Raw genomic sequence first — 26,571 nt, forward strand, 5'->3', positions numbered from 1 at the left:
GAAAGGAGACTATCATGACTCACACCGTGACGCTCAGAGAGAAATCCGCCCTGACCCATGACGTCTACCAGTACGTCTTCGACCGCCCGGCGGGGTTCGACTTCACCCCCGGACAGGCGACCGAGCTGGCGCTGGAAAAGCCCGGCTGGACCGAGGAGGGGCGCCCCTTCACCTTCACCTCCCAGCCTGACGAACGTCAGTTGGAATTCGTCATCAAGTCCTACGAGGACCATGACGGCGTGACCAACCGCCTCTCGCATCTGCATCCCGGCGACCAGGTGGAACTGGAGGATCCCTTCGGCGCCATCCAGGACGCGGGCCGCGGCACCTTCATCGCCGCCGGTGCCGGCCTGACCCCCTTCATCCCGATTCTGCGCCAGCGCGCCGCCGCCGGACGGCTGAAGGGCTGCCGGCTGATCTATACCAACAAGAGCGAGGACGACATCATCCTGCGCGAGGAGTGGGAAGCGATGCGCGACCTTTCGGTCACCTTCACGGTCACCGAGGAGCCCGGTCGCACCGTTCAGCGTGCCCGCATCGACCGGGAATTCCTGGCCAGCGTGATCGACGATTTCGGCCAGAAATTCTATATCTGCGGCCCGGATGCCTTCGTCACGGACATCCGCGAGGCACTGCTGGAGCTGGGCGCCGCCTCCGGCAATGTCATCACCGAGGAGGGCCTCTGAGCGCCCGCCCGCCCCGCCGCGCCCGGACCCGCTCCGGGCGTGGACAGCTTGCGTTGAAACGGGCCCGGTTTTTGATTATGATAGGGCTGTGCCTTGCACCGGGGCTGGTCGGTGTTCTGTAAGGGAGGACCATGTCCTGTCACTCGACGCCACCGCGGATTTCTCCGCGCAAGGAAAGGCAGCTTTGATGGCGGCCAATTCCAACCATGGGCTTTCGGCTCGCGAACAGCTCGACTTCATCCTGAAATCGCTGGACGACGACAAGGCAGAGGAGATCGTGACGATCGACCTGACCAACAAGTCGGCCATCGGCGACTTCATGGTTGTCTGCTCGGGTCGCTCCTCCCGCCAGGTGACGGCGATCGCCGAAAAGCTTGTCGAGCGCCTGAAGGAAGCCACCGGCCACACCTCCAAGATCGAGGGCAAGGAAACCGGCGACTGGGTGCTGATCGACACCGGCGACATCATCGTCCACGTCTTCCGCCCCGAAGTGCGCGAGTTCTACCAGCTCGAGAAGATGTGGATGCAGCCGGGCAGCGCCACGCCGCGCGCCTGACACCGCAGGCCCAGCCCCGCCGACGCCCGTCCGGCGGGCGCCGCCTTGGGATGACGCCATGAAACTGCACATCTGCGCCATCGGAAAGCTCCGCAAGGGGCCGGAAAAGGCGCTGATCGACGACTACCTGGACCGCGCCGGCAAGACCGGACGCGCTCTGGGGCTCGGCCCCTGCACCCTGCACGAGGCCGAGGACAAGAAGGGCGGCGGCATGGCTGCCGAGGCCGAGCTTCTGTCGCGCATGATCCCCGAGGGCGCAGCCCTGGTCTGCCTCGACGAGCGCGGAAAGCTCATGACCTCGCCCGATTTCGCCGACCAGCTGGCCCGCTGGCGCGACGACGGGATTCGCGACGCAGCCTTCGTGATCGGTGGCGCCGACGGCATCGACCCCGCACTGAGGGCGCGTGCCGATCTGTCGATCTCCTTCGGCAAGATGGTCTGGCCGCACATGCTGGCACGCGCGATGCTGTCCGAGCAGCTCTACCGCGCGGCAACGATCCTCGCGGGTTCTCCCTACCACCGGGTCTGACAGGAGCTGCGCCTGCGGCGCAGGCCTCCGGCGGGGATATTTTTGGCCAGATGATGAAGAGCCGGGCTCCAAATCATCTGGCCCAAAATATCCCGGGGGAGTCAGCCTCAGGCTGACGGGGGCAGCGCCCCCCGCCGCCCGCCGCCAGGCTTGCGGAATGATTGCGCAAACCCGGTTCACCCTGCCCCGTCGCCGCGCTACACCTTTGCCGAAACAGGCAGGAGACTTCCCATGAGCATCCCGAAACCCGTCGTTCTGTGCATCCTCGACGGCTGGGGCCAGCGCGAGAGCCGCGAGGCCAATGCGCCCGCCCTCGCCAATACGCCGACCTTCGACCGCATCATGGCGACCTGCCCCCATGCCACTCTGGTCACCTTCGGTCCCGATGTCGGGCTTCCGAAAGGCCAGATGGGCAATTCCGAGGTCGGCCACACCAATATCGGCGCCGGTCGGGTCGTTGCCATGGACCTCGGGCAGATCGACCTCGCCATCGAGGACGGCTCCTTCCAGAAGAACGATGCTCTTCAGGGGATGATCGCCACGCTGCAGGAAACCGGCGGCACGGCCCATGTCATGGGCCTCGTGTCCGACGGCGGCGTGCATGGCTCGCTTTCCCATATCATCGCGGCGCTCACCACCATCGCCGAAGCCGGCGTGCCGGTGCAGTTCCATGCCGTCACCGATGGCCGCGACGTCGCCCCGCAATCGGCGCTCGGCTATTTCGAGACGCTGGAGGCCGCCCTGCCAGAGGGCGCGCGCATCGCCACCGTCTCGGGACGCTACTATGCCATGGACCGCGACAAGCGGTGGGAGCGGGTGCAACTGGCCTACGCGGCCATGATCAACGCCCAGGGCGAAGCCGCCGGCAGTGCGAAGGAAGCCGTGGAGCAGAGCTATGCCAGGGGCAAGGCGGACGAGTTCATCCTGCCCACCGTCCTGCCGGGCTTCGACGGCGTGAAGGAGGGGGACGGCTTCTTCTGCACCAACTTCCGGGCCGACCGCGCCCGAGAGATCCTCTCGGCGATCGGCGCGCCGGAATTCGACGGCTTCGAGACCGGCCCGCGCCCCAGCCTTTCGGTCCTGCTGGGGATGGTGGAATATTCGGTCGATCACAACGCCTTCATGACCACCTGCTTCCCCAAGCAGAAGATCGTCAACACCCTGGGCGAATGGGTGGCCAAGCATCACAAGACCCAGTTCCGCCTGGCCGAAACCGAGAAATATCCCCATGTGACCTTCTTCCTCGACGGCGGTGTCGAGAAGCAGAAGGAGGGCGAGGACCGCTTCATGCCGCTCTCTCCCAAGGTCGCGACCTATGACCTCCAGCCCGAGATGTCCTCGGAGGAGGTGACCGAGAAATTCGTCGCCGCGATCGAGCATGGCTACGACCTGATCGTCACCAACTACGCCAACCCCGACATGGTGGGCCATACCGGGGATCTGGATGCCGCCATCGCCGCCTGCGAGGCGGTGGATCGCGGACTGGCCAAGGTGGTTGCGGCACTGGAGAAAGCCGGCGGCGCCCTGCTGCTGACCGCCGATCACGGCAATTGCGAGACCATGGTCGATCCCGAAACCGGCGGCCCGCACACCGCCCACACCACGAACCTGGTGCCGGTGGCGTTGCTGGGCGGCCCCGAGGGCGCCAGCCTGCGCGACGGGCGTCTGGCCGATATCGCCCCGACCCTGCTGCAGCTCATGGGGATGGAGCAGCCCGCCGAAATGACCGGCGAGACGCTGATCAAATGAAGCGCGGGCGGCAGGTGCTGAGCGGAGCCCTGATGCTGGCTCTGGCCCTGCCGCCCGGCCTTGCGGCGGCAGAGCAATCCCCCTCGGCCATGGCACGCAGCGCCGCGGCCGAACTGGATGCCGCCCGGGGGCAACTGCGCGATGCCACCGGCTCGCGCGATCGCATCGCGGCCCTCACCCGCACCATCACCGCCTACGAGACCGGCCTCTCGGCGCTGCGCGAAAGCCTGCGCGCCGCCCAGCTGGCCGAGGACAAGGTGCGCGCCGATCTCGATGCCCGCCGGGACGAGATCGCGGCCCTGCTGGGCGCGCTGGCGGCGATGTCGCGCGATCCCGCCCCGGTGCACCTGCTGCATCCCGACGGCCCCGTCGGCACCGCCCGCGCCGGCATGCTGCTGGCCGACGCCACCCCGGCCCTGCAATCGCGCGCCCACGAACTGGCCGGCCAGCTTGAGGCGCTGAAGACCCTGAAGCAGACCCGACAGCAGGCCGCCGACCAGCTGATCGCCGCCATGCAGGAGCTTCAGCAGGCCCGCACCACGTTGTCGAAGGCCGCCTCGGACCGCACCGACCTGCCCTCGCGCTTCACCGCCGATCCGATGAAGACACAGCTTCTCCAGGCCACCGCCGAGAACCTGCGCGAGGTCGCCGCCAATCTCGATGCCCTGCCCGAAGGGCCAGTGCGCGCCCCCGCCACACCCGGGATCGGCGCCCGCAAGGGGCACCTGGCGCTGCCTGTCGCCGGCACCCTGCTGCGCGGCGCCAACGAGGCGGACGCCGCCGGCATCCGCCGCCCCGGCATCCTGATCGCCACCCGCCCCCGGGCCCTTGTGACGACCCCGGTGGCGGCAACGATCCGCTATGCGGGCCCGCTGCTTGACTACGGAAACGTGATCATACTGGAGCCGCAATCCGGATTACTCTTCGTGATCGCCGGACTTGGCGCGATTTTCGGCAACATCGGCGATGTTCTGCCGGAAGGCGCCCCAATCGGCCTGATGGGCGGGGAAGAGCTTGCAGCCCGGACACAGGTGACGCAGGCCGAAGAGGGGACTGGCTCCCCCAGGCCCGAAACGCTTTACTTGGAAGTCAGGCAGGACAACGATCCCGTCGACCCGATGAACTGGTTCGAAGTGACGAAGGACAAGGAATGATGAAGAAGTTCGCCCTGGCAGCGGCCGGCGGCATGGCCGTGGCGCTTGTGGCCACCACCCAGCTCGCGCCGCCGCTGCTGGCCCAGGACCGCGAGGATGACGCTTCCGTCTACAAGCAGCTGGACCTGTTCGGCGATGTCTTCGAACGCATCCGCAGCCAGTATGTCGAAGAGGTGGATCCCAAGAAGCTGGTCGAAGCCGCCATCGACGGCATGCTCTCCTCGCTCGATCCGCATTCCAGCTACCATCCGCCGCAGGAAGCCAAGGACCTCCAGGTCGAGACCCGTGGCGAATTCGGCGGCCTCGGCATCGAGGTCACCCAGGAGCAGGGCTTCGTCAAGGTCGTCTCTCCGATGGATGGCACCCCCGCCGCCGAGGCCGGCATCGAGGCCGGCGACTACATCACCCATGTCGATGGCAAGAGCGTTCTGGGCCTGACCCTGAACGACGCGGTCGAGATGATGCGCGGTCCCGTCGGCAGCGAAATCACCCTGACCATCGTGCGCGAGGGCGAAGAGAAGCCCTTCGATGTCACCATGACCCGCGACACGATCAAGCTGGTCTCGGTCAAGGCGCGCAGCGTCGGCAATACCGTGGTGCTGCGGATCTCCAAGTTCACCGGCCAGACCTTCGACAACCTCAAGGAAGGCCTTGAGGCACAGATCAAGGCCGATGGCGGCCTCGACAAGATCGACGGCGTGGTGCTGGACCTTCGCAACAACCCCGGCGGCCTGCTGGTGCAGGGCATCAAGGTGTCCGACGCCTTCCTCGATCAGGGAGAGATCGTCTCGACCCGGGCCCGCGACCCCGAGAAGGGCGAGCGCTACAATGCCACCCCGGGCGATCTGATCGACGGCAAGCCGATCGTGGTGCTGATCAACGGCGGCTCCGCCTCCGCCTCCGAGATCGTCGCGGGCGCGCTGCAGGATCACCGCCGCGCCATCGTCATCGGCACCAAGAGCTTCGGCAAGGGGTCGGTCCAGACGGTGATGCCGCTGGGCGACGAGGGCTCCATGCGGCTGACCACGGCGCGCTTCTACACGCCCTCGGGCCGCTCGATCCAGAACCTCGGGATCTCTCCGGACATCGTGGTCGAACAGCCCGCCGCCAAGCCCGAGGACGCCAAGCCCGAAGACGATGCCGCCACGCCCAAGCCGATGCGTTCCGAGGCGGACCTGCGCGGCGCGCTGAACAACGACTCGATCAGCGACGAGGAGCTGAAGCAGCTTCAGGACGAACAGGCCAAGGCCGAGGAAGCCGCCAAGCTGCGCGACGAGGATTACCAGCTGGCCTATGCGATCGACATCCTGAAGGGCTTTGCCGCCCTCGGGCCGCAGGTCCATACGACCGAGGCCGAGGAAGCCGCGGCCAAGGCGCCGGCGGCCACCGACGGCACGGCCCCGGCCAAGCCGTAAACGCACCGAAGCGATGCCCCTTCAAAGCCCCCGCAGCCTCTGCGGGGGCTTTCACATGCGCGGCCCGGGAACAAGACCGTCCCTCCAGCAGCAGACCTGCCCTGCCTGCCGCAGGACAGGATCACCCCACAGCGTGGCTTTCAATGCACGTCGATCCCGTCCTGGTCGCCAAAGACAGGTGCTTCAGAGCGCACCGTCCCGGCTAAGCACTCTCCGCCTCATGACAGGCAATGCAGATCTTGTTGCCATCGGGATCACGGAAATAAGCCCCGTAGTAATCTGGGTGATAGCGGGTCCGCAGCTCGGGCGCCCCCGCATCAGCGGCACCGGTCGCCAGCGCCATGGCATGTACCGCGCGCACCGTTTCGCGATCCTTCGCCAGGAACCCCACCATCGGCCCGTTGCCGGGATCGGGATCGCCTTCGAAGGGCCGGGTCAGGAAAAACAGCGGTCGTGGCAGAGCCGGATCGCGATAGCTCGCCTCCTGCCCGGGCACATGCCAGGTCTCGGCAAAGCCCATCCGCGCCATCAACGGCCCCCAGAAGCCGCGGGCGGCTTCGACATCGGTCACGGCAAGGGTCACATGACTCAACATGCCATTACAGTGCCACGCTCCGCACCTGTCACCAAGCCCCACCGGCATCCGCCTCCGGCGGGGATATTTATGGCCAGATGATGAAGAGCCACGCCCCTGCCATTTTCTGTTTCAAATACCTCGGGGGGGGGTCAGCCGCAGGCTGACGGGGGCAGCGCCCCCGCCCGGCTTCAGAAGAAGGCCTGCAACCCGGTCTGGGCCCGTCCCAGGATCAGCGCATGGACATCATGGGTGCCCTCGTAGGTGTTCACCGTTTCGAGGTTCTGGGCATGGCGCATCACCTGGTATTCCACCTGGATACCATTGCCGCCATGCATGTCGCGCGCCATCCGGGCGATCTCCAGCGCCTTACCGCAGTTGTTGCGCTTGATGATCGAGACCATCTCGGGCGCGGCCTTCGCCTGGTCGAAGAGGCGCCCGACCCGCAGCGCCGCCTGAAGCCCCAGGGCGATCTCGGTCTGCATGTCCGCCAGTTTCTTCTGGTAAAGCTGCATGCCGGCCAGCGGCTTGCCGAACTGCTTGCGCTCCATGCCGTAGCGCTGCGCGCGCAACCAGCAGTCCTCGGCGGCCCCCATGACACCCCAGGCGATACCGTAACGGGCGCGGTTGAGGCAGCCGAAGGGCCCTTTCAGCCCCTCGACATGGGGCAGCAGGGCCTCTTCGCCGACTTCCACGTCATCGAGGACGATCTCTCCGGTGACCGAGGCGCGCAGGGACAGCTTGCCGCCGATCTTCGGCGCCGACAGGCCCTTCATGCCCTTTTCCAGCACGAAGCCGCGGATCTTGCCGCCATGGGCCTCGGATTTCGCCCAGACCACGAAGACATCGGCGATCGGCGCGTTCGAGATCCACATCTTGGAGCCGACCAGCCGGTAGCCGCCTTGCGTCCTGTAGGCCCGGGTCTTCATGCCGGCAGGGTCCGAGCCCGCATCGGGTTCTGTCAGGCCGAAGCAACCGATCCATTCGCCCGAGGCCAGTTTCGGCAGGTATTTCATCCGCTGCTCTTCGGAGCCATAGGCATAGATCGGGTACATCACCAGAGAGCTTTGCACCGAGGCCATGGAGCGGTAGCCCGAATCGATCCGCTCGATCTCGCGGGCGACAAGGCCGTAGCTGACATAGCCCGCGCCGATGCCGCCGTATTGCTCCGGCACGGTAACGCCCAGCAGGCCCATCTCGCCCATCTCGGAGAAGATCTTGGGGTCGATGCCCTCTTCCATGTACATCTTCTCGACCCGGGGCATCAGGCGATCCTGGCAGAACTGCTGCGCGGTGTCGCGGATCATCCGCTCCTCTTCCTCCAGCTGGTCGTCCAGCAGGAAGGGATCCTGCCAGTTGAAGCTGGACATGTCGGGGCGGTCCTTGTCTTTCAGAACCGGGCGGGCAGCGGTATCCATGGGGGTCTCCTCGTGATCGGCTGGCCGGAGCCTAGGCCATGGACCTTTCCCGCGCCAACGAGTAATTCTGCGCAGATCATGAGAGGAATGCATAAGGTTTCCGGAATTGCGCAAGCCCTACATACCCTCCGTCGGCGAGCTTGAAGCCTTTTGCGCATGTGCGCGTGTCGGCACCACCACCGGCGCCGCGCGCGAGATGGGGTTGACGCAAAGTGCCGTCAGCCGCTCGATCTCGGCGCTGGAGGACCGGCTGGGCGTTTCGCTTTTCGTGCGGGCGCGCCAGCGGCTGAGCCTGTCGGATGCGGGGCGCTCCTTCCTGCCGGAGGCGGGTGCGCTGCTGCGCGCGCTCGACCAGGCGGCAACCTCGGTCATGGCCTTCGGCGGCCAGGAAAGCGTGCTGCGCATCGCCGTGCTGCCAAGCTTCGGGCGCAGCTGGCTGATCCCGCGACTGGGGGCGGCGCAAAAGGCCCTGCCCGGTGTCAGTTTCGACGTGGCGGCGCGGCTGAACCGGGTGGATTTCGAGGCCGAGCCCTTCGACCTGTCGATCCAGCGCAGCCCGCACCAGGGCGGCGGCACCCATCACCTGCACCTGGCCGAAGAGCAGCTGGTGGCGGTGGCCGCGCCCGGGCTGGTGGCCGGTGGCCTGCCCCAGGACGCGGCTCTGCTGAAGCTGCCGCTGCTGCAGCAGAGCACCCGGCCGAACCTCTGGCCGGACTGGTTCCGCGAGGCCGGGCTGGATCCGCGGCTGGCGCTGCGCGGGGCGCGGTTCGATCATTTCGACATGGTGCTGGATGCCGCGCAGGCGGGGCTGGGCCTGGGGCTGGTGCCCGAGATCATCGCCCGGGGCGCGCTGGAGAGCGGGCGGCTGGCGCTGGCCTCGGAGCGCCGGCTGGCGACCGGGGAGGATTACGTGCTGATCTACCCGGAGCGCAGCCTGAACCTGCCCGGCTTCGCACGCTTCCGCGACTGGCTGAGCGCCGAGATCGGCGGCTGAGGCGCGCATCCTTTCGGTGGGAAACGGGCGCCGGGGCGCCCGTGCCTCCGGCGGAGGTATTTGGAACAAGAAAATGATCCGGGGAAACGCAGGGGCCCGCGATTGCACTTGGGGCCCGGCGGGGACATGGTGCGGCGAGTTTCAACGGAGGTTCCCATGACACCGCAAGAGAGTGCCGCCCTGCCCTACCGCCCCTGCGTGGGGGTGATGCTGGTCAATGCCGCCGGCCATATCTTTACCGGCCGGCGCATCGACACCGAGGCACAGGCCTGGCAGATGCCCCAGGGCGGGATCGACGCGGGCGAAAGTGCCGAAGAGGCCGCGCTGCGCGAGCTTTGGGAGGAGACCGGAGTCAGCGCCGACAAGGTGGTGGTCGAGGCGATCAGCGAGGAATGGGTGCGCTACGACCTGCCCGAGGCGCTGATCGGCAAGGTCTGGAAGGGCAAGTACCGCGGCCAGGAGCAGAAATGGGCGCTGATGCGGTTCCAGGGCTCGGATGAGGATATCGTCATCGCGACCGAACATCCGGAATTCGACGCCTGGCAATGGATGCCGCCCGAGGATCTGGTCGCCAATATCGTGCCCTTCAAGCGGGAGGTCTATGCCCGCGTGCTGGAGCTTTTCGGCGACCGGATCTGAGGCCTCTGGCGCGGGGTTACCCGCGCCAGTCGAAGAAGTTCGCGCCGGCGCGCGCCAGCAGCGCCTCGGCCATCTCGCGGCCCAGGGCGGCGGCGTCCTCTGCCGGAGCGCTGCGGTCGTCCGAGAGCGCCTCGGAGCCGTCCGGGCGCAGGATCTCTCCGCGCAGGCGCAGGGTGGTGCCCTCGAGGGTCGCGAGGCCCGCGATCGGGGTCTCGCAGGAGCCATCGAGGCGGGCGAGGAAGGCGCGTTCCGCCGTCAGCTGCTGCGCGGTGGGACCGTGGTGGATCGCCTCAAGCATCATCGCGGCGCGGGAATCCGCCAGGCGCCGTTCGATCCCGATGGCGCCCTGGGCAACGGCGGGCAGCATGTCTTCGGGGTCGATGGGCGATTGTGCCACATCCGCCATGCCGAGGCGGTTGAGACCGGCCATGGCGAGGAAGGTGGCATCGGCGACGCCCTCGTCGAGCTTGCGCAGGCGGGTCTGCACGTTGCCGCGGAATTCCACCACCTGAAGATCCGGGCGGCGCACCAGGAGCTGGGCGCGACGGCGCAGCGAGGAGGTGCCCATCACCGCGCCCTCGGGCACCGAGGCGAGGCTGGCATGGGCGCGCGAGACGAAGGCGTCGCGCACGTCCTCGCGCGGGAGGTAGCAATCGAGGATCAGACCCTCGGGCTGGGCGACCGGCATGTCCTTCATGGAATGCACCGCCAGGTCGATGGTGCCGTCCAGCAGCGCCTGCTCGATCTCGCGGGTAAAGAGGCCCTTGCCGCCCGCCTCGCGCAGCGACTTGTCCTGGATCCGGTCGCCGGCGACCGAGATCACCACCACCTCGAACGCCGCCTGCGGCAGATCGAAGGCCCGGGCGAGACGGTCGCGCGTCTCGTGGGTCTGGGCGACGGCCAGCGGAGAGCCTCGGGTGCCGAGTTTCAGCGGGGAAGCGGGGGTGGGAAGAGCGTGCGTCATGGTGCTGGCCTAGACCGGCGGCGCGGCGCTGGCAAGATGGCGGATCGGTCCAGCAGGGCGGGACCGGCCTCCGGCGGAGGTATTTGGAACAAGAAAATGTGTGCGCGCCCCGCCCTGTCCCGGGGCAGCGCTTGACAAGCCGGGGCGGGTTCGCGATCCGTGGCGGGATTTTTTCAAGAGGTGCGGTGATGGCGGAAAAGACGATCCTTCGGGCGCTGAAAGGCGAGGCGCTGCCCACGCCGCCGATCTGGATGATGCGCCAGGCCGGGCGCTACCTGCCGGAATACCGGGCGACGCGGGCGCAGGCCGGGGACTTCCTGTCGCTGTGCTACAACCCGGAGCTGGCGGCCGAGGTCACCCTGCAGCCGATCCGGCGCTACGGTTTCGATGCGGCGATCCTGTTTGCCGACATCCTGCTGCTGCCCCAGGCCCTTGGCGCCGACCTGTGGTTCGTCACCGGCGAGGGGCCGCGGCTGTCCACCATCACCACCCAGGGTGATTTCGATGCGCTGAAGCCGGCCTCTGAGGTGCATGACGTGCTGGCACCGGTCTACGAGACGGTGAAGATCCTGTCGCGCGAGCTGCCGAAGGACACCACGCTGATCGGTTTCGCCGGGGCGCCCTGGACGGTGGCCACCTACATGATCGCCGGGCGCGGCACCCCGGACCAGGGCCCCGCCCATGCGCTGAAGGCCGAGAACCGCGCGCTGTTCGAGGCGATCCTGGAACGGCTGGTCGAGGGCACGATCGAATATCTCTCGAAGCAGGTCGAGGCGGGCGCGGAATGCGTGAAGCTCTTCGACAGCTGGGCCGGATCGCTGAAGGGCGAGGATTTCGACCGCTACGCCCTGGCGCCGGCGAAACGCATCATCGCCGAGCTGAAGGCGCGCCATCCCGGCCTGCCGGTCATCGCCTTCCCCCGCGAGGCGGGCGAGAAATACGTGGGCTTTGCGAAGGCCACCGGCGCCGATTGCGTCGCGCTCGACAATTCGGTCGCACCGGAATGGGCGGCCGCCAACGTTCAGATCGACGGCTGCGTGCAGGGCAACCTCGCGTCCTCGCACATGGTGACGGGCGGCGAAGCGCTGGTGCGCGAGACGCAGCGCATCGTCGAGGCCTTCCGGGGCGGCCCGCATATCTTCAACCTTGGCCACGGAATCACGCCGGATGCTGATCCCGAGAACGTCCAGCTGATGATCGACACGGTGCGCGCCACCCGGGCCTAGGCCGTCTGACGTTCTTCCGGGGGGCCCTCGACCATGGTCCGGTCCCCCGGGATGGCATGGCCTTCGCGGATCCGGCGCCGGGCCAGCTGCACGTTCAGCGAGGCCCCTAGCAGCACCAGAAACGCCGTGATATACAGCCAGAACAGCATCGCGACCGCCGCGCCGAGCGATCCGTAGGTCTCGTTGTAATTGGCGAAATTCGTCAGGTAGAGCGAAAATCCGAAAGAGGCGATGGCCCATCCGGTCACCGCCAGCCCCGCCCCCGGGGTCGCCCATTTCAGCCGCTTGCCCCGGCTGTTGGGCCCGTAGCGGTAGATCAGAGACAGCCCCATCAGCAGTGCCAGCACGGCGGCCAGCCAGCGCACCAGCTCGATCAGGATGGACGAGATCATGCCCAGCGGCACCAGCTTCAGCACCAGCGGCACGATCACCACGGAGCCGAGCGCCACGATTCCCACCCCCAGCAGCGCCACCGTCAGCAGCAGCGCGGTCAGATAGTGCTTCAGGCTGCCGCGATTGGGGTCGCCATGGATCTGGTTCAGCCCCAGCATCAGCGAAGCCACGCCCGAGCGCGCCGACCAGATCGCCACCGACAGCGACACGATCCCCGTCCAGCCAAGCGCCGAACCGCTGCCCGAGCTGATCTTCACCACCTGGTCCGAGACCAGCGCATAGACCTGCTCGGGGATGATGCCCTGCATCAGCTGCAGCTCGTCCACGACGACGGAGGGGTCCGACACCAGCCCCCAGAGAGAGATCATCGCGGCAATGCCGGGAAACAGCGCCAGCATGGAATAGAAGGCCACGCCGGCGGCGATCAGCGCCATGTTGATCTCGCCCACCTGCTTGCCGATCGCCAGCAGCAGTCGCAAAGTCCGCATCATCGTCTCGTCCCTCCGCTCGTCTTCGTCAAACCTAAGGCCTGGGACGGCAGAGGAAACGCCCAAACCGACGGTTCAGGCGCAAAGGCGGGCAAGCGTTGCGTTCAGACCCATTTTGCCAGCGGCGGAAGCGACATCAGCACCGCATCCGGGTCATGCCCGGTCTCAAGGCCGAACTTGGTGCCCCGGTCGTAGACCAGGTTGTATTCGGCATAAAGCCCGCGATGTACCAGCTGGGCGTCCTTCTCGGGCGCGCCCCAGGGATCGGTGCGGCGCTTGTCGACCAGCGGCAGATAGGCCGGCAGGAAGGCCTGACCGATGTCCCGGATCAGCGCGAAATCCGCCTCCCAGTCGCCGGTGCAGTGGTCATCCAGGAAGATGCCGCCGACGCCGCGCGCCCGCTTGCGGTGCGGGATATAGAAATACTCGTCCGCCCAGGCCTTCAGCCGGGGGTACAGCTCCGCCCCGTGCCGGTCGCAATGGGCCTTCTGAACGGCATGGAAATGCGCGGTGTCCTCGGCATATTCCAGGCAGGGGTTCAGGTCCGATCCGCCGCCGAACCACCAGCCATGCGGGGTCCAGAACATCCGGGTGTTCATGTGCACCGCCGGGCAATGCGGGTTCTGCATATGCGCCACCAGCGAAATCCCCGAAGCCCAGAACCGCGGATCCTCCTTCATGCCGGGCAGGCCCCGGCGCGCGGCCATGGCGGCCTGCGCCCGCGCGCCCAAACGGCCATGCACGGTGGAAATATTGACCCCGACCTTCTCGAAGACCCGGCCGCCGCGCATCACGCTCATCAGCCCGCCGCCGGCATCCGAACCGTCCTCGGCGGTGCGCAGCGTCTCGCGCAGCTCGAAACGGCCTGCCGGCTGCTCCGACAGCGGCCCCGTCTCCTGCGCCTCTTCCAGCCCCTCGAAGGCGGCAACGATGGTGTCGCGCAGCTCCCGGAACCAGGCGCTGGCCCGGGTTTTCTCGGCTGTCATCTCGTCCATGGACGGGTTCCCTGTCATCTGGCCCTAAATATCCCGGGGGAGGCGGCCCGGGGCCGCCGGGGGCAGCGCCCCCCGCACGCGCCTGCCATGCCCCGCGTCAATGTGCCGGTGCGGCCACCGGATCCAGCAGCGTGCGCCCGCCGTCGACGGTCATGATCTGCCCGGTCATGAAGCTCGAGGCATCGCAGGCCAGGTACTGCACCGCTTCCGCCAGCTCGCTCGGCGGCGCGATGCGGCTCAGCGGCGTATGCCCCTCGATATCGCCGCGATAGGCGTCGTTCTCGCGCAGCTGCTCCATCAGGCTGGTCGACATGACCGAGCCGAAGGCCACCGCGTTCACCCGGATGCGGTGCGGTGCCAGCGCCACCGCCAGGCTGCGGGTCATCTGGTCCAGCGCCGCGGTCGAGACGGAAAATGCCATCAGCTCCGGATGGGTGCGCCGCGCCGCGATGGACGACAGGTTGACGATCGCGCCGGCGGGGGCGTCGGGCGCCTCCTCGGCCTGCTTGATCATCCGCCGCGCCACCGCCTGGCTGACCCGAAGCGCGGTCATCAGGTTCTGCTGCAGCAGAACCTCGACCGCCTCGTCATCGGGATCCAGCGGATCCGAGGGCATCACCTGCCGCGAGGCATTGACCAGGATGTCGACCCGGTCGAAGGCGTCCAGCGTCGTCGACAGCAGGTTGGCGATGGTCAGCTTTTCCCGCAGGTCCCCGGCAAAGTAGCGGATGTTGCCCTCATCCGCGACCAGGTCGCCCAGCTCGGCCTTCAGCCGTTCCTCGTCCATGTCCGCCAGGACGACATTCGCCCCCTTGTCGGCAAACAGCTTGCCGATCGCCAGGCCGATGCCGTTGGCCGCGCCCGTGACGATGGCGGTCTTGCCCGCAATCGAGAATGTCATCGTTTCATGTCCCCGTGTGTCCCGGAGCCGGAGCCTAGTCGCCCCCGCCCCGCTTGGCGAGAGGGGCGTTCCGCCACCAAGAGCTTGAAACTGCGCGTGCCGCCGAAGCCGGTGACGCTGCCGAACAGCCCCTGAAGCGTGTCCTCGTAGCCCAGATGGGCGTTCGCCACCATGTACAGGCGGCCCGAAGCGGCCAGATTGCGCGCCGCCGAGCGGATGAAATCGCGGCCCAGTTCCGGATCGGCGGCCCGGCCGGTGTGGAACGGCGGGTTCATCACGATCACGTCAAGAGGCGTCGGCGCCTTCCAGTCGCGGGCGTCGGCCCAGTGGAAATGCACGCGCGGATCGTCAATGTTGCGACGGGCACACGCCAGGGCGGCATGGTCGGCCTCCACCAGGTCGAGCGAGGTGATCCCGCTCATCCCCGCCAGGCGCTGCGACAGGTAGCCCCAGCCGGCGCCCAGATCGGCAACCCGGCCCGAGAGTTCCGGCAGCGCGCCGGCCAGCAGCGCCGAAGCCGGATCCACACCGTCAGCCGAGAAGACCCCCGGCGCGGTGACGAAACCGCCCTCGATCTGCGCGGGGGCGCCCGCCCAGTCGGCAAAGGCCGTGCTGGCGGGGAACCAGAACAGCTTGCCATGGGCCTTGTTCACCGGCCCCTCGACGGGGCCGCGACGGCGCACTTCCTTCAGCAGGCTGTCGATGCCGTCGTCCTTCTGGCCGTCCAGGATCACCGGCCCCGTCGTCATCGCGCAGGCGGCGGCGACCAGGGCGCGGGCCAGGGCCTTTTCGCGCGGCAGGCAGACCAGCACCGCCGCAAAGCCGCCCTCGGCCTTTTCGGCGCAATCGGGGCCCACGGCGCAGGCATGACCCGCCTCCTTGAAATGTCGGTAGTCCGGGTAGAACCCGGTCACGATGCGCAGCCGGTCCTTCGGCAGGGCCGAAAGGTCGGTTCCGGCGCGCGGCGCCAGCACGGCGATCCCACCGGAAGACAGGTCAAGCCCCGCCTCCAGCGCGATGGCCAGGCGCGCAGCCATGGCTTGGCCCGTCATGGGCGTGTTATTCCTTTTCCATCGTGCACTGCAGCGGATGCTGGTGCTTGCGGGCGAAATCCATCACCTGCGCCACCTTCGTCTCCGCGATCTCGTGGCTGAAGACGCCGACCACGGCGACGCCCTTCTTGTGCACGGTCAGCATCACCTCGAAGGCCTGGGCGTGGTTCATGTGGAAGAACCGCTCCAGCACCATCACGACGAATTCCATCGGCGTGAAGTCGTCGTTCAGCAGCAGCACCTTGTAGAGCGGCGGGCGCTTGGTGCGCGGACGCGTGTCGACGACGACCGAAAAGTCGTTGTCGTCCCCGCCTTCGTCATCCTTCCCGGCCATCGTCCAAGGGCGATACTGGATCATCGCGCGCCTTCGCTTTCTCGCTCGTCAGCCGGATGCTCCGCCGGCCCTTGAGGTTTCTGGATCAGAAAGCTGTATATAACGTGAGCCCACGAAGTTGAAAGGGCATCGGAAAGGACCCCCCTGAAAATGGCCGAAAAAATCTCCACCATTGCCTTCGATGCCGATGACACCCTCTGGCACAACGAACGTTTCTTCCAGCTCACGCAGCAGCGATTCGCCGATCTGCTGAAGGATTACGCCGCCCCCGACCACCTGGACGAACGCCTGCTGGCCGCCGAGCGGCGCAACCTTGGCCGCTACGGATTCGGCATCAAGGGCTTCATGCTCTCGATGATCGAGACCGCGGTCGAGATCACCGGAGAGCGCGTGCCGGGCAGCGTGATCTCCCAGATCATTGCCGCCGGACAGGAGATGCTGGTGCACCCCGTGGAACTGCTGCCCCATGCCCGCGAAGCGGTCGAGGACAGCGCCGCGCGCGGCTACCGGGTGATGCTGATCACCAAGGGCGACCTGCTGGACCAGGAGCGCAAGCTGGCTGGCTCGGGTCTGGGAGAGCTGTTCGACGCGGTCGAGATCGTCTCGGACAAGACCGCCACCGTCTATGCCGAGCTGTTCAGCCGCCATGCCGACGGCGCGGCGCGGGCGCTGATGGTGGGCAATTCGATGAAATCCGACGTGCTGCCGGTGATCGCCGCGGGCGGCTGGGGCGTGCATGTCCCCCACGAGGTCACCTGGGCGCTGGAACATGCCGATCACCCGACGCAAGGTGACAGGTTCCGCGAACTGCCCGACCTTGGGCAGCTTTCCGCCGTGCTGGACGAGATCGCCCACGTTTAAAGGCGTTTTCTTCCGCGCAGCGCTACCAAATTGCAACACCCGCCGGTCATGTGCCCTTCGGGCAATGGCCGGTGTTGTGTGTGACCCTTCAGTCATCACCACATCTGGTCAGAGCTTCCCCCGAGGTCAAATTCCCTTGTTTTCCTGACTTTGCGCCATTTTCGGCCTGTGTTAGCCTTCCGGTAAAGTCAGCCGGATCAACTGGCGGCAGTGAGGCAGTAATAGGTGACAGACATGGCGGTGCGGGGGCTGACATCCGTCCGGAACGGATGGTTTGCGAATTTTCTGACATTGGTGGGCGTGGCGCTGGTGGCGATGGTGCTGCTGGGCACATCGGGCGCGAAGGCGGCGCCCTATGCGGCGCTGGTGATGGACGCCCGGACCGGGCAGGTGCTTTACGAGAAGAACGCGGACACGCCGCTGCACCCGGCCTCCCTGACCAAGATGATGACGCTCTACATCACCTTCGAGGCGATCAAGAACGGAGAGATCACGCTGGATACGCCGGTGACGATCTCGCGCCATGCCGCCGGGATGGAACCTTCGAAGCTGGGGATGCGGGTCGGCCAGAAGATCAAGCTGCGCTACCTGATCCGCGCGGCGGCGGTGAAATCCGCCAATGACGCCGCCACCGCCATCGGCGAGGCGATCGAGGGCTCCGAACCCGCCTTCGCGGCGCGCATGAACCGCACCGCCAAGGCGCTTGGCATGAAGCATTCGCATTTCGTGAACATGAACGGCCTGACCGCCGCCGGGCACCTGTCCAGCGCGCGCGACATGACCATCCTGGGCCGGCACCTGCTGTTCGATTACCCGCAGTACTACAACCTGTTTTCGCGCCGTTCGGCCAATGCCGGCGGCAAGACGGTCTACAATACCAACCGCCGCCTGCTGAACAGCTACGAGGGCGCCGATGGAATCAAGACCGGCTATACCTCCGCCTCCGGCTCGAACCTGGTGGCCTCCGCCCGGCGCGGCAACGTGCGCATCATCGCCACGGTCTTCGGCGGCCATTCCTCCGCCTGGCGCGACCAGCGCGTGAAGGAGCTGCTGGACCTGGGCTTCCGGAAGGCGCCGCGCCATGCGCGCACCGTCGCCCCGGGCCTGCCTAACTACAACGCCGGACCGGCACTGGTGGCCGCGAACAGCAACCGCTCTCTGGTGGTCGCGACCTCGCTGCGTCCGCAGGCCCGTCCGGGCGCCGACGCGCCCGCGCCCGGCCTTGCGCTGGTGGCCGCCGCCGCCGCCCAGGTCGATCCCGACCTGAATGCCCGGGCCGCCGCCCTGGCCCTGGCCTCGGCCGCGCCCGACACCGCGATCGTGCCGCCGACCCTGCCGCGCGCCACGGCCTCGGCGACGGCCATTGCCGTGGTCGACACGCCCGAAGCGGACGTCCCCGCCGTCACCCGACTGCAGCCGGTGGCCCGCCCCTCGGACCTGATGGCCCAGTTCCCGAAGATCCAGGCCCAGGCCGCCCCTGCGGTGAAGGCCGTGCCCGAGGCCAGCGCGCCCCCGGCCGCCGCCCCCGCCGTGATCGCCGCGGTAGAGCCCCCGGCCACCCCTGCCTCCGCCACGACCCCGACCCATGTGCAGACCGACAAGGGCGCGCGGCTCTGGGGCGTCAACGTCGGGCGCTTCCCCTCGCAGTACAGCGCCGAGAAGGCGATGCTGACCACCGCCATGACCGAGGTCGAGACCCTGGGCCATGCGGAGCGCCAGGTGTCGCGCGGCGCCACCGGGTTCGACGCGCTGTTCACCGGGCTGACCCGGGATGCCGCCGACCGCACCTGCCAGCGGCTGAACGCCCGCAATCAGACCTGCTTCATGATCGGCCCCGACACCTGAACGCCGGACCGGCACCGAACCATGCAAAGGGCCCGCCTTCGGATCGAAGGCGGGCCCTTTGCATCTTGTCAGATCACCGGGCAGTGGCAGCCACCCGGGCGCGGTCCTCTCAGGGCTTGGGACGATCATCCCATTGCTGCGAAAGGATCCGCTGGCTGTTCCCCTTCGGGTCGTCGTACTGGTTGGTACGCACGGACCAGACGAAGGCGATCAGCCCCAATCCTCCCAGAAACAGGGAGATCGGGATCAGCCAGACCAGTACATCCATCGTTTCTACCTCAGCCGCAGGGCATTTAGTGACACGGTGACAGAGCTTGCCGACATGGCCAGCGCGGCGATCAACGGAGAGCAGATCCCCGCAACCGCCAGTGGCACCGCGACGACGTTATAGACCGTCGCGATTCGGAAATTCTCACGAATGCGCCGTGTCGCGCGAGTGGCGGTGCGCAGCGACACCGGAATTGGCGACAGGTCGCCGCCCAAAAGCACCACATCGGAGGCAACCCGCGCAGCATCAAGGGCGGAACTGGGCGAAATGGAGGCATGAGCGGAACTCAGCGCAGCGGTATCGTTCAGGCCATCGCCCACCATCAGCACCCTGGCACCCGCCGCCTGAAGCTCCGTGATGCGGGCGGCCTTGTCGCCAGGCAGCGCGCCGGCCTGCCATTCGGAGATCCCCAGACGCCCGGCCAGGGCCTGCACCGCCGCGCGGCTGTCGCCCGAGATCAGGATCACCCGCTTGCCATCCGCCTGAAGCGCGCGCACTGCCTCTTCGGCCCCCGCGCGCAGGCTGTCGGTGAAGGGGAAGGCCTGCGCCGGGCCCGCGCCGATTGCCAGCCAGGTGGCGGTTTGCTCGGTCTCTGCCGGCGCGCCCAGCCAGCTTGCCCGCCCAAGCCGGCACAGCTGCCCGTTGAGCCACCCTTCGGTGCCGTAGCCGGGGCGTTCGCGCAGATCGCTCAGCCCCGCCGGGGTCACCCCCCTGCCCCGCAACGCATGTGCCAGCGCCCGCGACAGCGGATGGGCCGAGCCCTCGGCCAGCGCCAGCGCCACGGAGAGCGCCTGCGGATCGCGCCCCTCCAGATCCTGCGGTTGCAGGTCGCCGGAGGTCAGCGTGCCGGTCTTGTCGAAGACCACGGTATCGACCTCGGCCAGACGCTCCAGCGCGGTCTCGTGCTTGATCAGCAGCCCGCGCCGGAACAGCCGCCCCGAGGCGGCGGTGGTCACGGCGGGCACGGCAAGGCCCAGGGCACAGGGACAGGTGATGATCAGAACGGCAGCGGCGATGTTGAGCGCGACGCGCAGATCCCCGGTGCCAAAATACCAGCCCGCAAAGGCCAGCGCCGACAGGATATGTACGCCCGGCGCATAAAGCTTCGCCGCCCGGTCGGCGAGCGAGGTGTAGCGCGCCCGCCCGCTTTCCGCGATGGCGACCAGCTCGGCCATGCGGGCAAGCGAGGTGTCCCGCCCGACGGCGGTGGCGCGCAGCGTAAGCGGACCGGTCAGGTTGACCTCTCCGGCGCTGACGGCCTGACCCGGCTCTGCCGCGACGGGGCGGGTTTCGCCGGTCAGCAGGGAGCGGTCGAGCTCGGACCGGCCCTCGGTGATCACGCCGTCCACCGGCATCCGGGCGCCGGGGCGCACCAGAAGCAGATCGCCGATGGCAAGATCCGAGACCGCGACGACCTCTTCCCGGCCAGCCGCAAGACGGGTGGCGCGGGGCACCTCCAGCGCGGCCAGTTCCTCGGCCGCCGAACGCGCCACGGCGCGGGTGCGGTGATCCAGGTAGCGCCCGGCCAGCAGGAAGAAGGTCAGCGTCAGGGCGGCATCGAAATAGGCCTGCTCGCCCGAGAGCATGGTCTCCCAGAGGGAGGTCGCCAGCGCCAGCAGGATCGCAAGCGAGATCGGCACATCCATGTTGAGCCGCCCGACCGAAAGTGCCCGGAAGGCATTGCGGAAGAAGGGCTGGGCACAGAAGGCGATGGCCGGGAAGGTGATCGCGGCGCTGATCCAGTGGAACATGTCGCGGGTCGCGTCCTCGGCCCCCGACCAGACCGAGACCGACAGCAGCATGACGTTCATGCTGGCGAACCCCGCGACGGCCAGGCGCATCAGCAGATCGCGCCCGGCCCGGTCGGTCGCGGTCGCGGCGATGGTGCCGGCGTCCAGCTCATGCGCCTCGTAGCCGGCGGCCCGCACCGCCTGCACCAGCGGCTCGGCCTCCAGCCCCGGCTCGGCGCGGATCATCGCGCGTTTGAGGGTCAGGTTGACGCGCGCCTCCTTCACCCCGGGCTGGGCGTTCAGCGCCTGTTCGACCGTGTCGATGCAGGCGGCACAGTGGATGCCCGGCAGCGAGAGCGCGAGCGTCGCATCCTTCAGCGCCTTGCCCGCCAGCTCTTCGGCGGCGGGGGCGGCGGCGCAGGCCGGACAGGCCGAGATCTGGGCGGTGCTCATACGCTAGTCCCCGATATGCAGGTCGAGCCGCTGGGTGAACAGCGTGCCATCCTCGGCAATGGCCTCCAGCCGGACGATCCACTTGCCGCCCGCCAGCACCAGAGGCACCTCGTAGAACTGGCCGTTCCAGGCGAATTGCGGTGTGACATCCGCCGAGGCCATGGTGGGATGGCCGATGGTGGCATGCACTTCCTTCGCGCGCACGGGGGCGCCATCGCGGTCGGTGATCTTCAGGTGGATCATGCCCTCTGCGTCATCGGCCCAGACCGTCCAGCCCAGCTTTTCCTGCGCCGCCTTGCGGGTATCGAACTGCTGGCTGGCGACGTAGGAATTGGCGACCTCCAGCCCCGGGAAGGTGCGGATCGCCTGGGTCGCCATGTAGACATTGACCGAGATGATCACCCCGAAGGCGCCGACGAACCCCGCCAACACGTGCCAGCCCTTCAGACGAAAGCCGCTGTCGGTGGTCATGGCTGCGTTCTCCATCACTGTTCCTTCCCGTTGAAGACGGTGTCGCGCTGCGCCGTGTCGCCGTTCAGCGTATCCTCGACGACCAGCTCGACCTCGGTGCGTTCGGCCGAGGCCGGGGCGGTGCCCTTCGGCGCCTCGATGTAGACGCGCGCCAGATGGGCGCTGTCGGGGGCAACCAGCACGGTGTCGTCGGGGCTGCCCTCGACCCGGACGGTGAAGGCGGGATCGCCCTCAACGCTCAGCCGGAAGGGCCGTTCCTCGCCGTGCTTGTTGCGCAGGCGGACATCGTAGACGTTGCGGATCGTGCCGTCCGAAAGGGTGATGAAGGTCGGGTTGCGCACCGGGGCCACCGTCATGTCGATGTCAGAACGCAGCGCCAGCGCCACCAGCAGCCCGATCCCGATCCCCGCCCAGAGCACGGTGTAGAGCATCGTGCGCGGCCGCAGGATGTGCCGCCAGACCGAGCGCGGCTCCTGGCCCGCACGTTGGGCGGTCTCGTCCGTGAGGGCCATGTAGCCGACCAGCCCGCGCGGCTTGCCGATCTTGTCCATCACCTCGTCGCAGGCGTCGATGCACAGGGCGCAGGTGATGCAGGCCATCTGCTGGCCATCGCGGATGTCGATCCCCATCGGGCAGACGTTGACGCAGGCGTTGCAATCGATGCAGTCGCCCAGCGTCTCTTTCGCGGGGATCGCGCCGCCAACGCCCGAGGGCATCCCCGGCATGGCGATGAAAGGGGCAATGCCGCCCTCCTTCGGGCCGGTCGCGCGCAGCGAGGCGGTGGCGGCATCGGCCTTCTCCTGCATGGCGGCGCGGCGGCGGTGCTTGCCACGGGGTTCGCCCCGCCATTCCCGATAGGCCACGGTGATCGTGTCCTCGTCCATCATGGCGGCCTGGATGCGTGGCCAGGGGCAGGCATAGATGCAGATCTGCTCGCGCGCGAAGCCGCCGAAGAAGAAGGTGGTCAGGGTCAGGATGCCCATGGTCGTGTAGGCAACCGGGTGCGCGTTGAAGGTCAGCAGGTCCAGCAGAAGCGAGGGCGCATCGGCGAAATAGAAGACCCAGGCGCCCCCGGTGGCCAGGCCGATCAGCAGCCAGGCGGCCCATTTCGTCAGCCGCAGGCGCAGCTTGCGGGCATCCCATTTCTCCTGCCGTTGCAGGCGCAGGCGGGCGTTGCGATCACCCTCGATCCAGCGTTCGACCGCGATGAACAGATCCGTCCAGACCGTCTGCGGGCAGGTATAGCCGCACCAGACCCGCCCAAGCGCCGAGGTGAACAGGAACAGCCCCAGCCCCGCCATCACCAGCATCCCGGCGATGAAGTAGAATTCATGCGGCCAGATCTCGATCCAGAAAAAGTAGAAACGGCGGTTCGCAAGGTCGATCAGCACCGCCTGATCGGGCAGGTTCGGGCCGCGATCCCAGCGGATCCAGGGCGTCAGGTAGTAGATGCCCAGGGTGACGGCCATGATCAGCCACTTCAGGTTGCGGAACGGACCCGAGACCTTGCGGGGAAAGATCGGCTCCCTTGAGGCGTAAAGCTTGGGGCTGTTGGTGTCTTCTGCGGCCACGGCGATCTTCCTCCGGATGCGTTCCAGGTCGTGAAGGTCTTGATAGCTTACCCCCCTTACCCAACCTTGACCTGTATCAAATCCGGCATTTTCCCCATACCTATGCGTGTGCGGCCTGTTGTCCCGCCCCCGGGACTACCCCCTGGCCTGGGCCCGGACCCAGCGGATGAAATCGCGCGCCACCGGGCGCAGATGGCCGGGACGCGTGACCAGGTAATAGCCCTTCTTGCGCCGGTCTTCGTAAAGCAGGCGCAGCCGTCCGGCAGCGATGTCGGCCTCGGCGAAGGCGCGGGCGATGACGGCGATGCCGCGCCCGTCGCGCGCCGCATCCAGCACCATGTTGCCGGGCAGAGAGGTCACCCCCTGCGACAGGTCAAGCCGCGCTCCATGCCAGGACAGGAAATCGCTGGCCTCCGATGTGCCCAGCTCCTGCAACCAGGGATAGCCCGAGAGATCCGCCGGGTTGACCGGCCCGTCCCCCGGCACCAGCCCGGGGGCGGCGACGATGGCGACCGGGGTCAGGATCAGCAGCTCGGCCTCCAGCCCCGGCCAGTCGCCGCCGCCGTAACGCAGCGCCACCTCGACCCCGCCGGGGCCGACCTCCTTCAGGGTCGCGGTCGGGTCGATCATCAGCGACTGGCCCGGGTGGGTCTTCTGGAAGTCGGCAAGGCGGGGCAGCAGGAAGGCCCCGGCGAAGGCCGGGGTGCAGGAGACGGTCAGGGGCCGGGCGGCCTCCTGCCCGGTCAGCCGGGCGATCACGGTTTCCACCCCCGAGAGCCCCTCGATCACCGCATCGGCGATCTGGCGCCCCTCGGCGCTCAGCGCCAGCTGGCGGCCCGAACGATCCACCAGCGACAGCCCCAGGCGCTCTTCCAGCAGCTTCACCTGCTGGCTGACGGCGGCATGGCTGACGTTCAGCCGCGCCCCCGCCGCAACGGTGGAGCCGGTTTCGGACAGCGCTGCCAGGGCACGCAGCGCGGTGAGCGGGGGAAGGGCCAGCCAATCTACCATGTAAGCCAGACTTACATATTCACAGCATTCCTGAATAGGGGATTCGGGCGATGTGGCGCTATGCATGACCCTACACAGACCTCAGGAGCCAAGCCGATGTTCACGATCTTCGCAAAAACTTTCATGACAGCCACCCGGACAGAGCGCCGCCCCGTGGTGCCCGAAGAGATGCCCCGCCTGCGCGCCCGCCCCCGCGCCCCGGAGCGCAAGGCATGACGCGGCCGCTGTGGCGTCCGCTCGACGTGGTGGCGGAAGAGGCCCGCCGCCGCAGCCGCCGGCAAAATCCGAAGGCCCCGCGCCGGACATGAAAGACCCGCCCTGCGCAGGCAGGGCGGGCCGATCCGTTCCCGAATCCAGAATGTTTGGCGCCGGTCGTCCTGATACGCGAACAGGACGGACGACCGGCGCCGGCACCCTTCGCAGTAGCCCCGCGCGAAGGGATCTTGGGGGGCGAAGGGGTTACTCCCCCCCGCCCAGCTGATGGACATAGGTGGCGACGGCGCGAACCTGCGCCTCGCTCAGGCGCTGACCCCAGGCGGGCATGACGCCGAAGCGGGCCTTTTCGACCGTCTGGCGGATCGTGGCGTAATCGCCGCCATAGAGCCAGATCGCATCGGTCAGGTTCGGCGCCCCCTGTTCGCGCAGACCCTTGGCGTTTTCGCCATGGCAGGTCACGCAGTTCTCGGCGAAGACCTCGGCACCACGGGGCACAAGGGTCGCGTCGCGGGGCTCTTCGGACAGCGACATGACGTAGTTCACAACCGCGTCGATATCGCCCTCTTCCAGCAGACCATCGGTGCCGAAGGCCGGCATCTGGCTGTAGCGCGCCTCGGGGTCGGTTTCGTTCCGGATGCCATGGGTGATGGTGGTGTAGACATCCTGGATGCTGCCGCCCCAGAGCCAGTCGTCATCGAGCAGGTTGGGGAAGCCCACCGCCCCCGCAGCCCCCGAGCCGTGGCACTGGGCGCACCAGGTCTTGAAGACCGCCGCCCCCGCCGAAACCGCATAGCCGTTCAGCTGCGGGTCGTTCGGGATCTGCGTCAGGTCGGCAGCCGCCAGCTGGGCGTTGATCCCGGCATTGGCGCTTTCCACCTCGGCAATGCGCTCGGCCACCTCGCCGCGGGTCGAGAAGCCCAGGATCCCCGGGGTCGCGCCCTTGATCAGCGGCCAGGCCGGCATCGCGATGGAATAGCAGATGCCCCAGAAGATGCAGGCGTAGAAGGTCCAGAGCCACCAGCGCGGCAGGGGCGTGTTCAGCTCTTCGATACCATCCCAGCTGTGGCCGGTGGTGCCGTGCTTTTCCTTGAGATCGTCGCTCATCTCACTGGTCCTTTCCCGCGTCGCGCGTCCGGGCTGCGTCGGTGTGATCCGTGGAACCGGCGGGCCGGTCCTCGTGGCGGAAGGGAATGCCCGACGTCTCGCGGTAGGTGGTGCGGCTGCCGGGGCGGAAGACCCAGACCCCGATGCCGACGAAGAAGGTGAACATCACCAGCAGCACCCAGCTGTCGGCGAATTCCCGAAGAAGGGAGTAGGTGTCCATGATCCCCCTCCCCTCAGCGGCTGGCATCGGGCGTGAAGGTCGAGAAATCGACCAGCGTGCCCAGCATCTGCAGGTAGGCGACCAGCGCGTCCATCTCCGAGATCCCGGGCTGGCCGTCGAAATTGCGCACCTGCACCTTGTCGCCGTAGCGTTCGATCAGACCGTCGGTATCGGCCTCGGGATCGGCCTGGGCGGCAAAGTCGCGTTGCGCCTGTTCCAGCATGTCGCCGCTATAGGGCACGCCGACGACGGAATGCGTGCGCATCTCGTCCTCGATGTAGCGCCCGTCGATCCTGGCCTTCAGCAGGAAGCCGTATTTCGGCATCACCGATTCCGGCACCACGCTTTGCGGGTTGGTCAGGTGATCGACATGCCAGGCGTCGGAATAGCGCCCCCCGACCCGCGCCAGGTCCGGCCCGGTGCGTTTCGATCCCCACTGGAACGGGTGATCGTACATCGATTCCGCCGCCAGGGAGTAATGGCCGTAACGCTCCACCTCGTCGCGCATCGGCCGGATCATCTGGGAATGGCAGACATAGCAGCCCTCGCGCACGTAGACGTCGCGCCCGGCCAGTTCCAGCGGCGTGTAGGGGCGCATCCCCTCGACCTTCTCGATCGTGTTTTCCAGGTAGAAGAGCGGCGCGATCTCGACCAGGCCGCCGATGGTGACCACCGCGAAGGAGCCCACCAGCAGCAGCGTGGCGTTCTTTTCCAGAATGGCGTGTTTATCAAGGATACCCATGCTCAGCGCTCC

27 protein-coding genes are annotated in these 26,571 nt (G+C 67.6%); 11 read left to right on the forward strand and 16 right to left on the reverse strand.

The features are described from left to right. The first annotated feature begins 14 nt into the window (after positions 1–14). From KM176_RS20985 to KM176_RS21010, 6 genes are all read left to right on the forward strand, one after another. Positions 15–686, forward strand: coding sequence for an FAD-binding oxidoreductase (locus KM176_RS20985; RefSeq protein WP_160896609.1), 672 nt, complete (start codon positions 15–17; stop codon positions 684–686). Positions 687–873: 187 nt separating this feature from the next. Beyond that, positions 874–1,242: a ribosome silencing factor gene (gene rsfS / locus KM176_RS20990; RefSeq protein WP_160896608.1), complete on the forward strand. Its 369-nt coding sequence runs from the start codon at positions 874–876 to the stop codon at positions 1,240–1,242. A gap of 58 nt (positions 1,243–1,300) precedes the next feature. Then, positions 1,301–1,771: a 23S rRNA (pseudouridine(1915)-N(3))-methyltransferase RlmH gene (rlmH, locus tag KM176_RS20995; protein ID WP_160896607.1), complete on the forward strand. Its 471-nt coding sequence runs from the start codon at positions 1,301–1,303 to the stop codon at positions 1,769–1,771. Between the two features lie 231 nt (positions 1,772–2,002). Beyond that, entirely contained in the window at positions 2,003–3,520 is a 1,518-nt protein-coding gene (gene gpmI, locus KM176_RS21000) for a 2,3-bisphosphoglycerate-independent phosphoglycerate mutase (protein WP_160896606.1), read from the forward strand. 32 nt (positions 3,521–3,552) lie between these two features. Further along, complete coding sequence (locus KM176_RS21005; RefSeq protein WP_236045407.1) at positions 3,553–4,674, forward strand: murein hydrolase activator EnvC family protein; 1,122 nt, start codon at positions 3,553–3,555, stop codon at positions 4,672–4,674. Next, the gene (locus tag KM176_RS21010; protein WP_160896623.1) at positions 4,674–6,089 is read left to right on the forward strand and encodes a S41 family peptidase; all 1,416 of its coding nucleotides are present in this window, start codon (positions 4,674–4,676) and stop codon (positions 6,087–6,089) included. The genes KM176_RS21005 and KM176_RS21010 overlap by 1 nt, the downstream gene beginning before the upstream one ends. Before the next feature lie 202 nt (positions 6,090–6,291). Here KM176_RS21010 and KM176_RS21015 read toward each other — a convergent pair whose 3' ends face one another. Further along, positions 6,292–6,684 carry a VOC family protein gene (locus KM176_RS21015; RefSeq protein WP_160896604.1) on the reverse strand — a complete coding sequence of 131 codons (393 nt, stop codon included), beginning with the start codon at positions 6,682–6,684 and terminating at the stop codon, positions 6,292–6,294. Between the two features lie 170 nt (positions 6,685–6,854). Beyond that, a complete protein-coding gene (locus tag KM176_RS21020; RefSeq protein WP_160896603.1) occupies positions 6,855–8,081 on the reverse strand; it encodes an acyl-CoA dehydrogenase in 1,227 nt (408 codons plus the stop codon). A 106-nt stretch (positions 8,082–8,187) separates the two neighbouring features. Between KM176_RS21020 and KM176_RS21025 the strand changes: the two genes are divergently transcribed. Together KM176_RS21025 and KM176_RS21030 are read left to right on the forward strand one after the other, a co-directional pair. Further along, positions 8,188–9,075 (forward strand): LysR substrate-binding domain-containing protein, encoded by an 888-nt coding sequence (locus KM176_RS21025; RefSeq protein ID WP_160896602.1) that lies wholly within the window; start codon positions 8,188–8,190, stop codon positions 9,073–9,075. Between the two features lie 156 nt (positions 9,076–9,231). Further along, positions 9,232–9,714 (forward strand): RNA pyrophosphohydrolase, encoded by a 483-nt coding sequence (locus KM176_RS21030; protein ID WP_160896601.1) that lies wholly within the window; start codon positions 9,232–9,234, stop codon positions 9,712–9,714. A 16-nt stretch (positions 9,715–9,730) separates the two neighbouring features. Here the strand turns inward: KM176_RS21030 and hemC are convergent, their stop codons facing one another. After that, positions 9,731–10,678 carry a hydroxymethylbilane synthase gene (gene hemC, locus KM176_RS21035; RefSeq protein WP_160896600.1) on the reverse strand — a complete coding sequence of 316 codons (948 nt, stop codon included), beginning with the start codon at positions 10,676–10,678 and terminating at the stop codon, positions 9,731–9,733. A gap of 185 nt (positions 10,679–10,863) precedes the next feature. Between hemC and hemE the strand changes: the two genes are divergently transcribed. After that, positions 10,864–11,904 (forward strand): uroporphyrinogen decarboxylase, encoded by a 1,041-nt coding sequence (gene hemE, locus KM176_RS21040; RefSeq protein WP_160896599.1) that lies wholly within the window; start codon positions 10,864–10,866, stop codon positions 11,902–11,904. Here hemE and KM176_RS21045 read toward each other — a convergent pair. From KM176_RS21045 to clpS, 5 genes are all read right to left on the reverse strand, one after another. Continuing rightward, positions 11,901–12,788 carry a YihY/virulence factor BrkB family protein gene (locus KM176_RS21045; RefSeq protein WP_160896598.1) on the reverse strand — a complete coding sequence of 296 codons (888 nt, stop codon included), beginning with the start codon at positions 12,786–12,788 and terminating at the stop codon, positions 11,901–11,903. The two genes, hemE and KM176_RS21045, sit on opposite strands and share 4 nt — an antisense overlap. 101 nt (positions 12,789–12,889) lie before the next feature. After that, a complete protein-coding gene (hemF, locus tag KM176_RS21050) occupies positions 12,890–13,780 on the reverse strand; it encodes an oxygen-dependent coproporphyrinogen oxidase (protein ID WP_160896597.1) in 891 nt (296 codons plus the stop codon). A 97-nt stretch (positions 13,781–13,877) separates the two neighbouring features. Then, on the reverse strand, positions 13,878–14,681 hold the full coding sequence (locus tag KM176_RS21055) for an SDR family NAD(P)-dependent oxidoreductase (protein WP_160896596.1): 804 nt from the start codon (positions 14,679–14,681) through the stop codon (positions 13,878–13,880). Further along, positions 14,678–15,733: a class I SAM-dependent methyltransferase gene (locus tag KM176_RS21060; protein ID WP_236045408.1), complete on the reverse strand. Its 1,056-nt coding sequence runs from the start codon at positions 15,731–15,733 to the stop codon at positions 14,678–14,680. Before KM176_RS21060 ends, KM176_RS21055 begins: the two co-directional genes overlap by 4 nt. A gap of 7 nt (positions 15,734–15,740) precedes the next feature. Next, complete coding sequence (gene clpS, locus KM176_RS21065; RefSeq protein ID WP_160896595.1) at positions 15,741–16,091, reverse strand: ATP-dependent Clp protease adapter ClpS; 351 nt, start codon at positions 16,089–16,091, stop codon at positions 15,741–15,743. 126 nt (positions 16,092–16,217) lie between these two features. Here clpS and KM176_RS21070 point away from each other — a divergent pair, with 126 nt between their 5' ends. Both KM176_RS21070 and KM176_RS21075 read left to right on the forward strand, forming a co-directional pair. Continuing rightward, complete coding sequence (locus tag KM176_RS21070) at positions 16,218–16,928, forward strand: HAD family hydrolase (protein ID WP_160896594.1); 711 nt, start codon at positions 16,218–16,220, stop codon at positions 16,926–16,928. Positions 16,929–17,162: 234 nt separating this feature from the next. Continuing rightward, positions 17,163–18,773 (forward strand): D-alanyl-D-alanine carboxypeptidase family protein, encoded by a 1,611-nt coding sequence (locus tag KM176_RS21075; protein ID WP_202398055.1) that lies wholly within the window; start codon positions 17,163–17,165, stop codon positions 18,771–18,773. Positions 18,774–18,882: 109 nt separating this feature from the next. Here KM176_RS21075 and ccoS read toward each other — a convergent pair whose 3' ends face one another. The 8 genes from ccoS to ccoO form a co-directional block, all read right to left on the reverse strand. Continuing rightward, positions 18,883–19,041 (reverse strand): cbb3-type cytochrome oxidase assembly protein CcoS, encoded by a 159-nt coding sequence (gene ccoS / locus KM176_RS21080; RefSeq protein WP_160896590.1) that lies wholly within the window; start codon positions 19,039–19,041, stop codon positions 18,883–18,885. Between the two features lie 5 nt (positions 19,042–19,046). Beyond that, positions 19,047–21,224 carry a heavy metal translocating P-type ATPase gene (locus tag KM176_RS21085; RefSeq protein ID WP_160896589.1) on the reverse strand — a complete coding sequence of 726 codons (2,178 nt, stop codon included), beginning with the start codon at positions 21,222–21,224 and terminating at the stop codon, positions 19,047–19,049. Between the two features lie 3 nt (positions 21,225–21,227). After that, on the reverse strand, positions 21,228–21,710 hold the full coding sequence (locus KM176_RS21090; RefSeq protein ID WP_236045409.1) for a FixH family protein: 483 nt from the start codon (positions 21,708–21,710) through the stop codon (positions 21,228–21,230). Beyond that, positions 21,710–23,266: an RdxA/RdxB/FixG family protein gene (locus tag KM176_RS21095; protein WP_160896588.1), complete on the reverse strand. Its 1,557-nt coding sequence runs from the start codon at positions 23,264–23,266 to the stop codon at positions 21,710–21,712. Before KM176_RS21095 ends, KM176_RS21090 begins: the two co-directional genes overlap by 1 nt. A gap of 135 nt (positions 23,267–23,401) precedes the next feature. After that, positions 23,402–24,277 carry a LysR family transcriptional regulator gene (locus tag KM176_RS21100; RefSeq protein WP_160896587.1) on the reverse strand — a complete coding sequence of 292 codons (876 nt, stop codon included), beginning with the start codon at positions 24,275–24,277 and terminating at the stop codon, positions 23,402–23,404. Between the two features lie 459 nt (positions 24,278–24,736). Then, complete coding sequence (gene ccoP, locus KM176_RS21105; RefSeq protein WP_160896586.1) at positions 24,737–25,597, reverse strand: cytochrome-c oxidase, cbb3-type subunit III; 861 nt, start codon at positions 25,595–25,597, stop codon at positions 24,737–24,739. Between the two features lies 1 nt (position 25,598). Beyond that, complete coding sequence (locus tag KM176_RS21110; protein WP_160896585.1) at positions 25,599–25,817, reverse strand: cbb3-type cytochrome c oxidase subunit 3; 219 nt, start codon at positions 25,815–25,817, stop codon at positions 25,599–25,601. Positions 25,818–25,830: 13 nt separating this feature from the next. Further along, the gene (gene ccoO, locus KM176_RS21115) at positions 25,831–26,559 is read right to left on the reverse strand and encodes a cytochrome-c oxidase, cbb3-type subunit II (RefSeq protein ID WP_160896584.1); all 729 of its coding nucleotides are present in this window, start codon (positions 26,557–26,559) and stop codon (positions 25,831–25,833) included. Positions 26,560–26,571: the final 12 nt, after the last annotated feature.

Origin of the sequence: Pseudooceanicola endophyticus, from assembly GCF_018760365.1 — a bacterium.
Classification (GTDB): domain Bacteria; phylum Pseudomonadota; class Alphaproteobacteria; order Rhodobacterales; family Rhodobacteraceae; genus Pseudooceanicola; species Pseudooceanicola endophyticus.

Coding starts and splice junctions, on each gene's coding strand:
- KM176_RS20985 (WP_160896609.1), top strand. CDS start 15: ATGACTCACACCGTGACGCTCAGAGAGAAATCCGCCCTGACCCATGAC.
- rsfS (WP_160896608.1), top strand. CDS start 874: ATGGCGGCCAATTCCAACCATGGGCTTTCGGCTCGCGAACAGCTCGAC.
- rlmH (WP_160896607.1), top strand. CDS start 1,301: ATGAAACTGCACATCTGCGCCATCGGAAAGCTCCGCAAGGGGCCGGAA.
- gpmI (WP_160896606.1), top strand. CDS start 2,003: ATGAGCATCCCGAAACCCGTCGTTCTGTGCATCCTCGACGGCTGGGGC.
- KM176_RS21005 (WP_236045407.1), top strand. CDS start 3,553: ATGCTGGCTCTGGCCCTGCCGCCCGGCCTTGCGGCGGCAGAGCAATCC.
- KM176_RS21010 (WP_160896623.1), top strand. CDS start 4,674: ATGAAGAAGTTCGCCCTGGCAGCGGCCGGCGGCATGGCCGTGGCGCTT.
- KM176_RS21015 (WP_160896604.1), bottom strand. CDS start 6,684: ATGTTGAGTCATGTGACCCTTGCCGTGACCGATGTCGAAGCCGCCCGC.
- KM176_RS21020 (WP_160896603.1), bottom strand. CDS start 8,081: ATGGATACCGCTGCCCGCCCGGTTCTGAAAGACAAGGACCGCCCCGAC.
- KM176_RS21030 (WP_160896601.1), top strand. CDS start 9,232: ATGACACCGCAAGAGAGTGCCGCCCTGCCCTACCGCCCCTGCGTGGGG.
- hemC (WP_160896600.1), bottom strand. CDS start 10,678: ATGACGCACGCTCTTCCCACCCCCGCTTCCCCGCTGAAACTCGGCACC.
- KM176_RS21045 (WP_160896598.1), bottom strand. CDS start 12,788: ATGATGCGGACTTTGCGACTGCTGCTGGCGATCGGCAAGCAGGTGGGC.
- hemF (WP_160896597.1), bottom strand. CDS start 13,780: ATGGACGAGATGACAGCCGAGAAAACCCGGGCCAGCGCCTGGTTCCGG.
- KM176_RS21055 (WP_160896596.1), bottom strand. CDS start 14,681: ATGACATTCTCGATTGCGGGCAAGACCGCCATCGTCACGGGCGCGGCC.
- KM176_RS21060 (WP_236045408.1), bottom strand. CDS start 15,733: ATGACGGGCCAAGCCATGGCTGCGCGCCTGGCCATCGCGCTGGAGGCG.
- clpS (WP_160896595.1), bottom strand. CDS start 16,091: ATGATCCAGTATCGCCCTTGGACGATGGCCGGGAAGGATGACGAAGGC.
- KM176_RS21070 (WP_160896594.1), top strand. CDS start 16,218: ATGGCCGAAAAAATCTCCACCATTGCCTTCGATGCCGATGACACCCTC.
- KM176_RS21075 (WP_202398055.1), top strand. CDS start 17,163: ATGGCGGTGCGGGGGCTGACATCCGTCCGGAACGGATGGTTTGCGAAT.
- ccoS (WP_160896590.1), bottom strand. CDS start 19,041: ATGGATGTACTGGTCTGGCTGATCCCGATCTCCCTGTTTCTGGGAGGA.
- KM176_RS21085 (WP_160896589.1), bottom strand. CDS start 21,224: ATGAGCACCGCCCAGATCTCGGCCTGTCCGGCCTGCGCCGCCGCCCCC.
- KM176_RS21090 (WP_236045409.1), bottom strand. CDS start 21,710: ATGGAGAACGCAGCCATGACCACCGACAGCGGCTTTCGTCTGAAGGGC.
- KM176_RS21100 (WP_160896587.1), bottom strand. CDS start 24,277: ATGGTAGATTGGCTGGCCCTTCCCCCGCTCACCGCGCTGCGTGCCCTG.
- ccoP (WP_160896586.1), bottom strand. CDS start 25,597: ATGAGCGACGATCTCAAGGAAAAGCACGGCACCACCGGCCACAGCTGG.
- KM176_RS21110 (WP_160896585.1), bottom strand. CDS start 25,817: ATGGACACCTACTCCCTTCTTCGGGAATTCGCCGACAGCTGGGTGCTG.
- ccoO (WP_160896584.1), bottom strand. CDS start 26,559: ATGGGTATCCTTGATAAACACGCCATTCTGGAAAAGAACGCCACGCTG.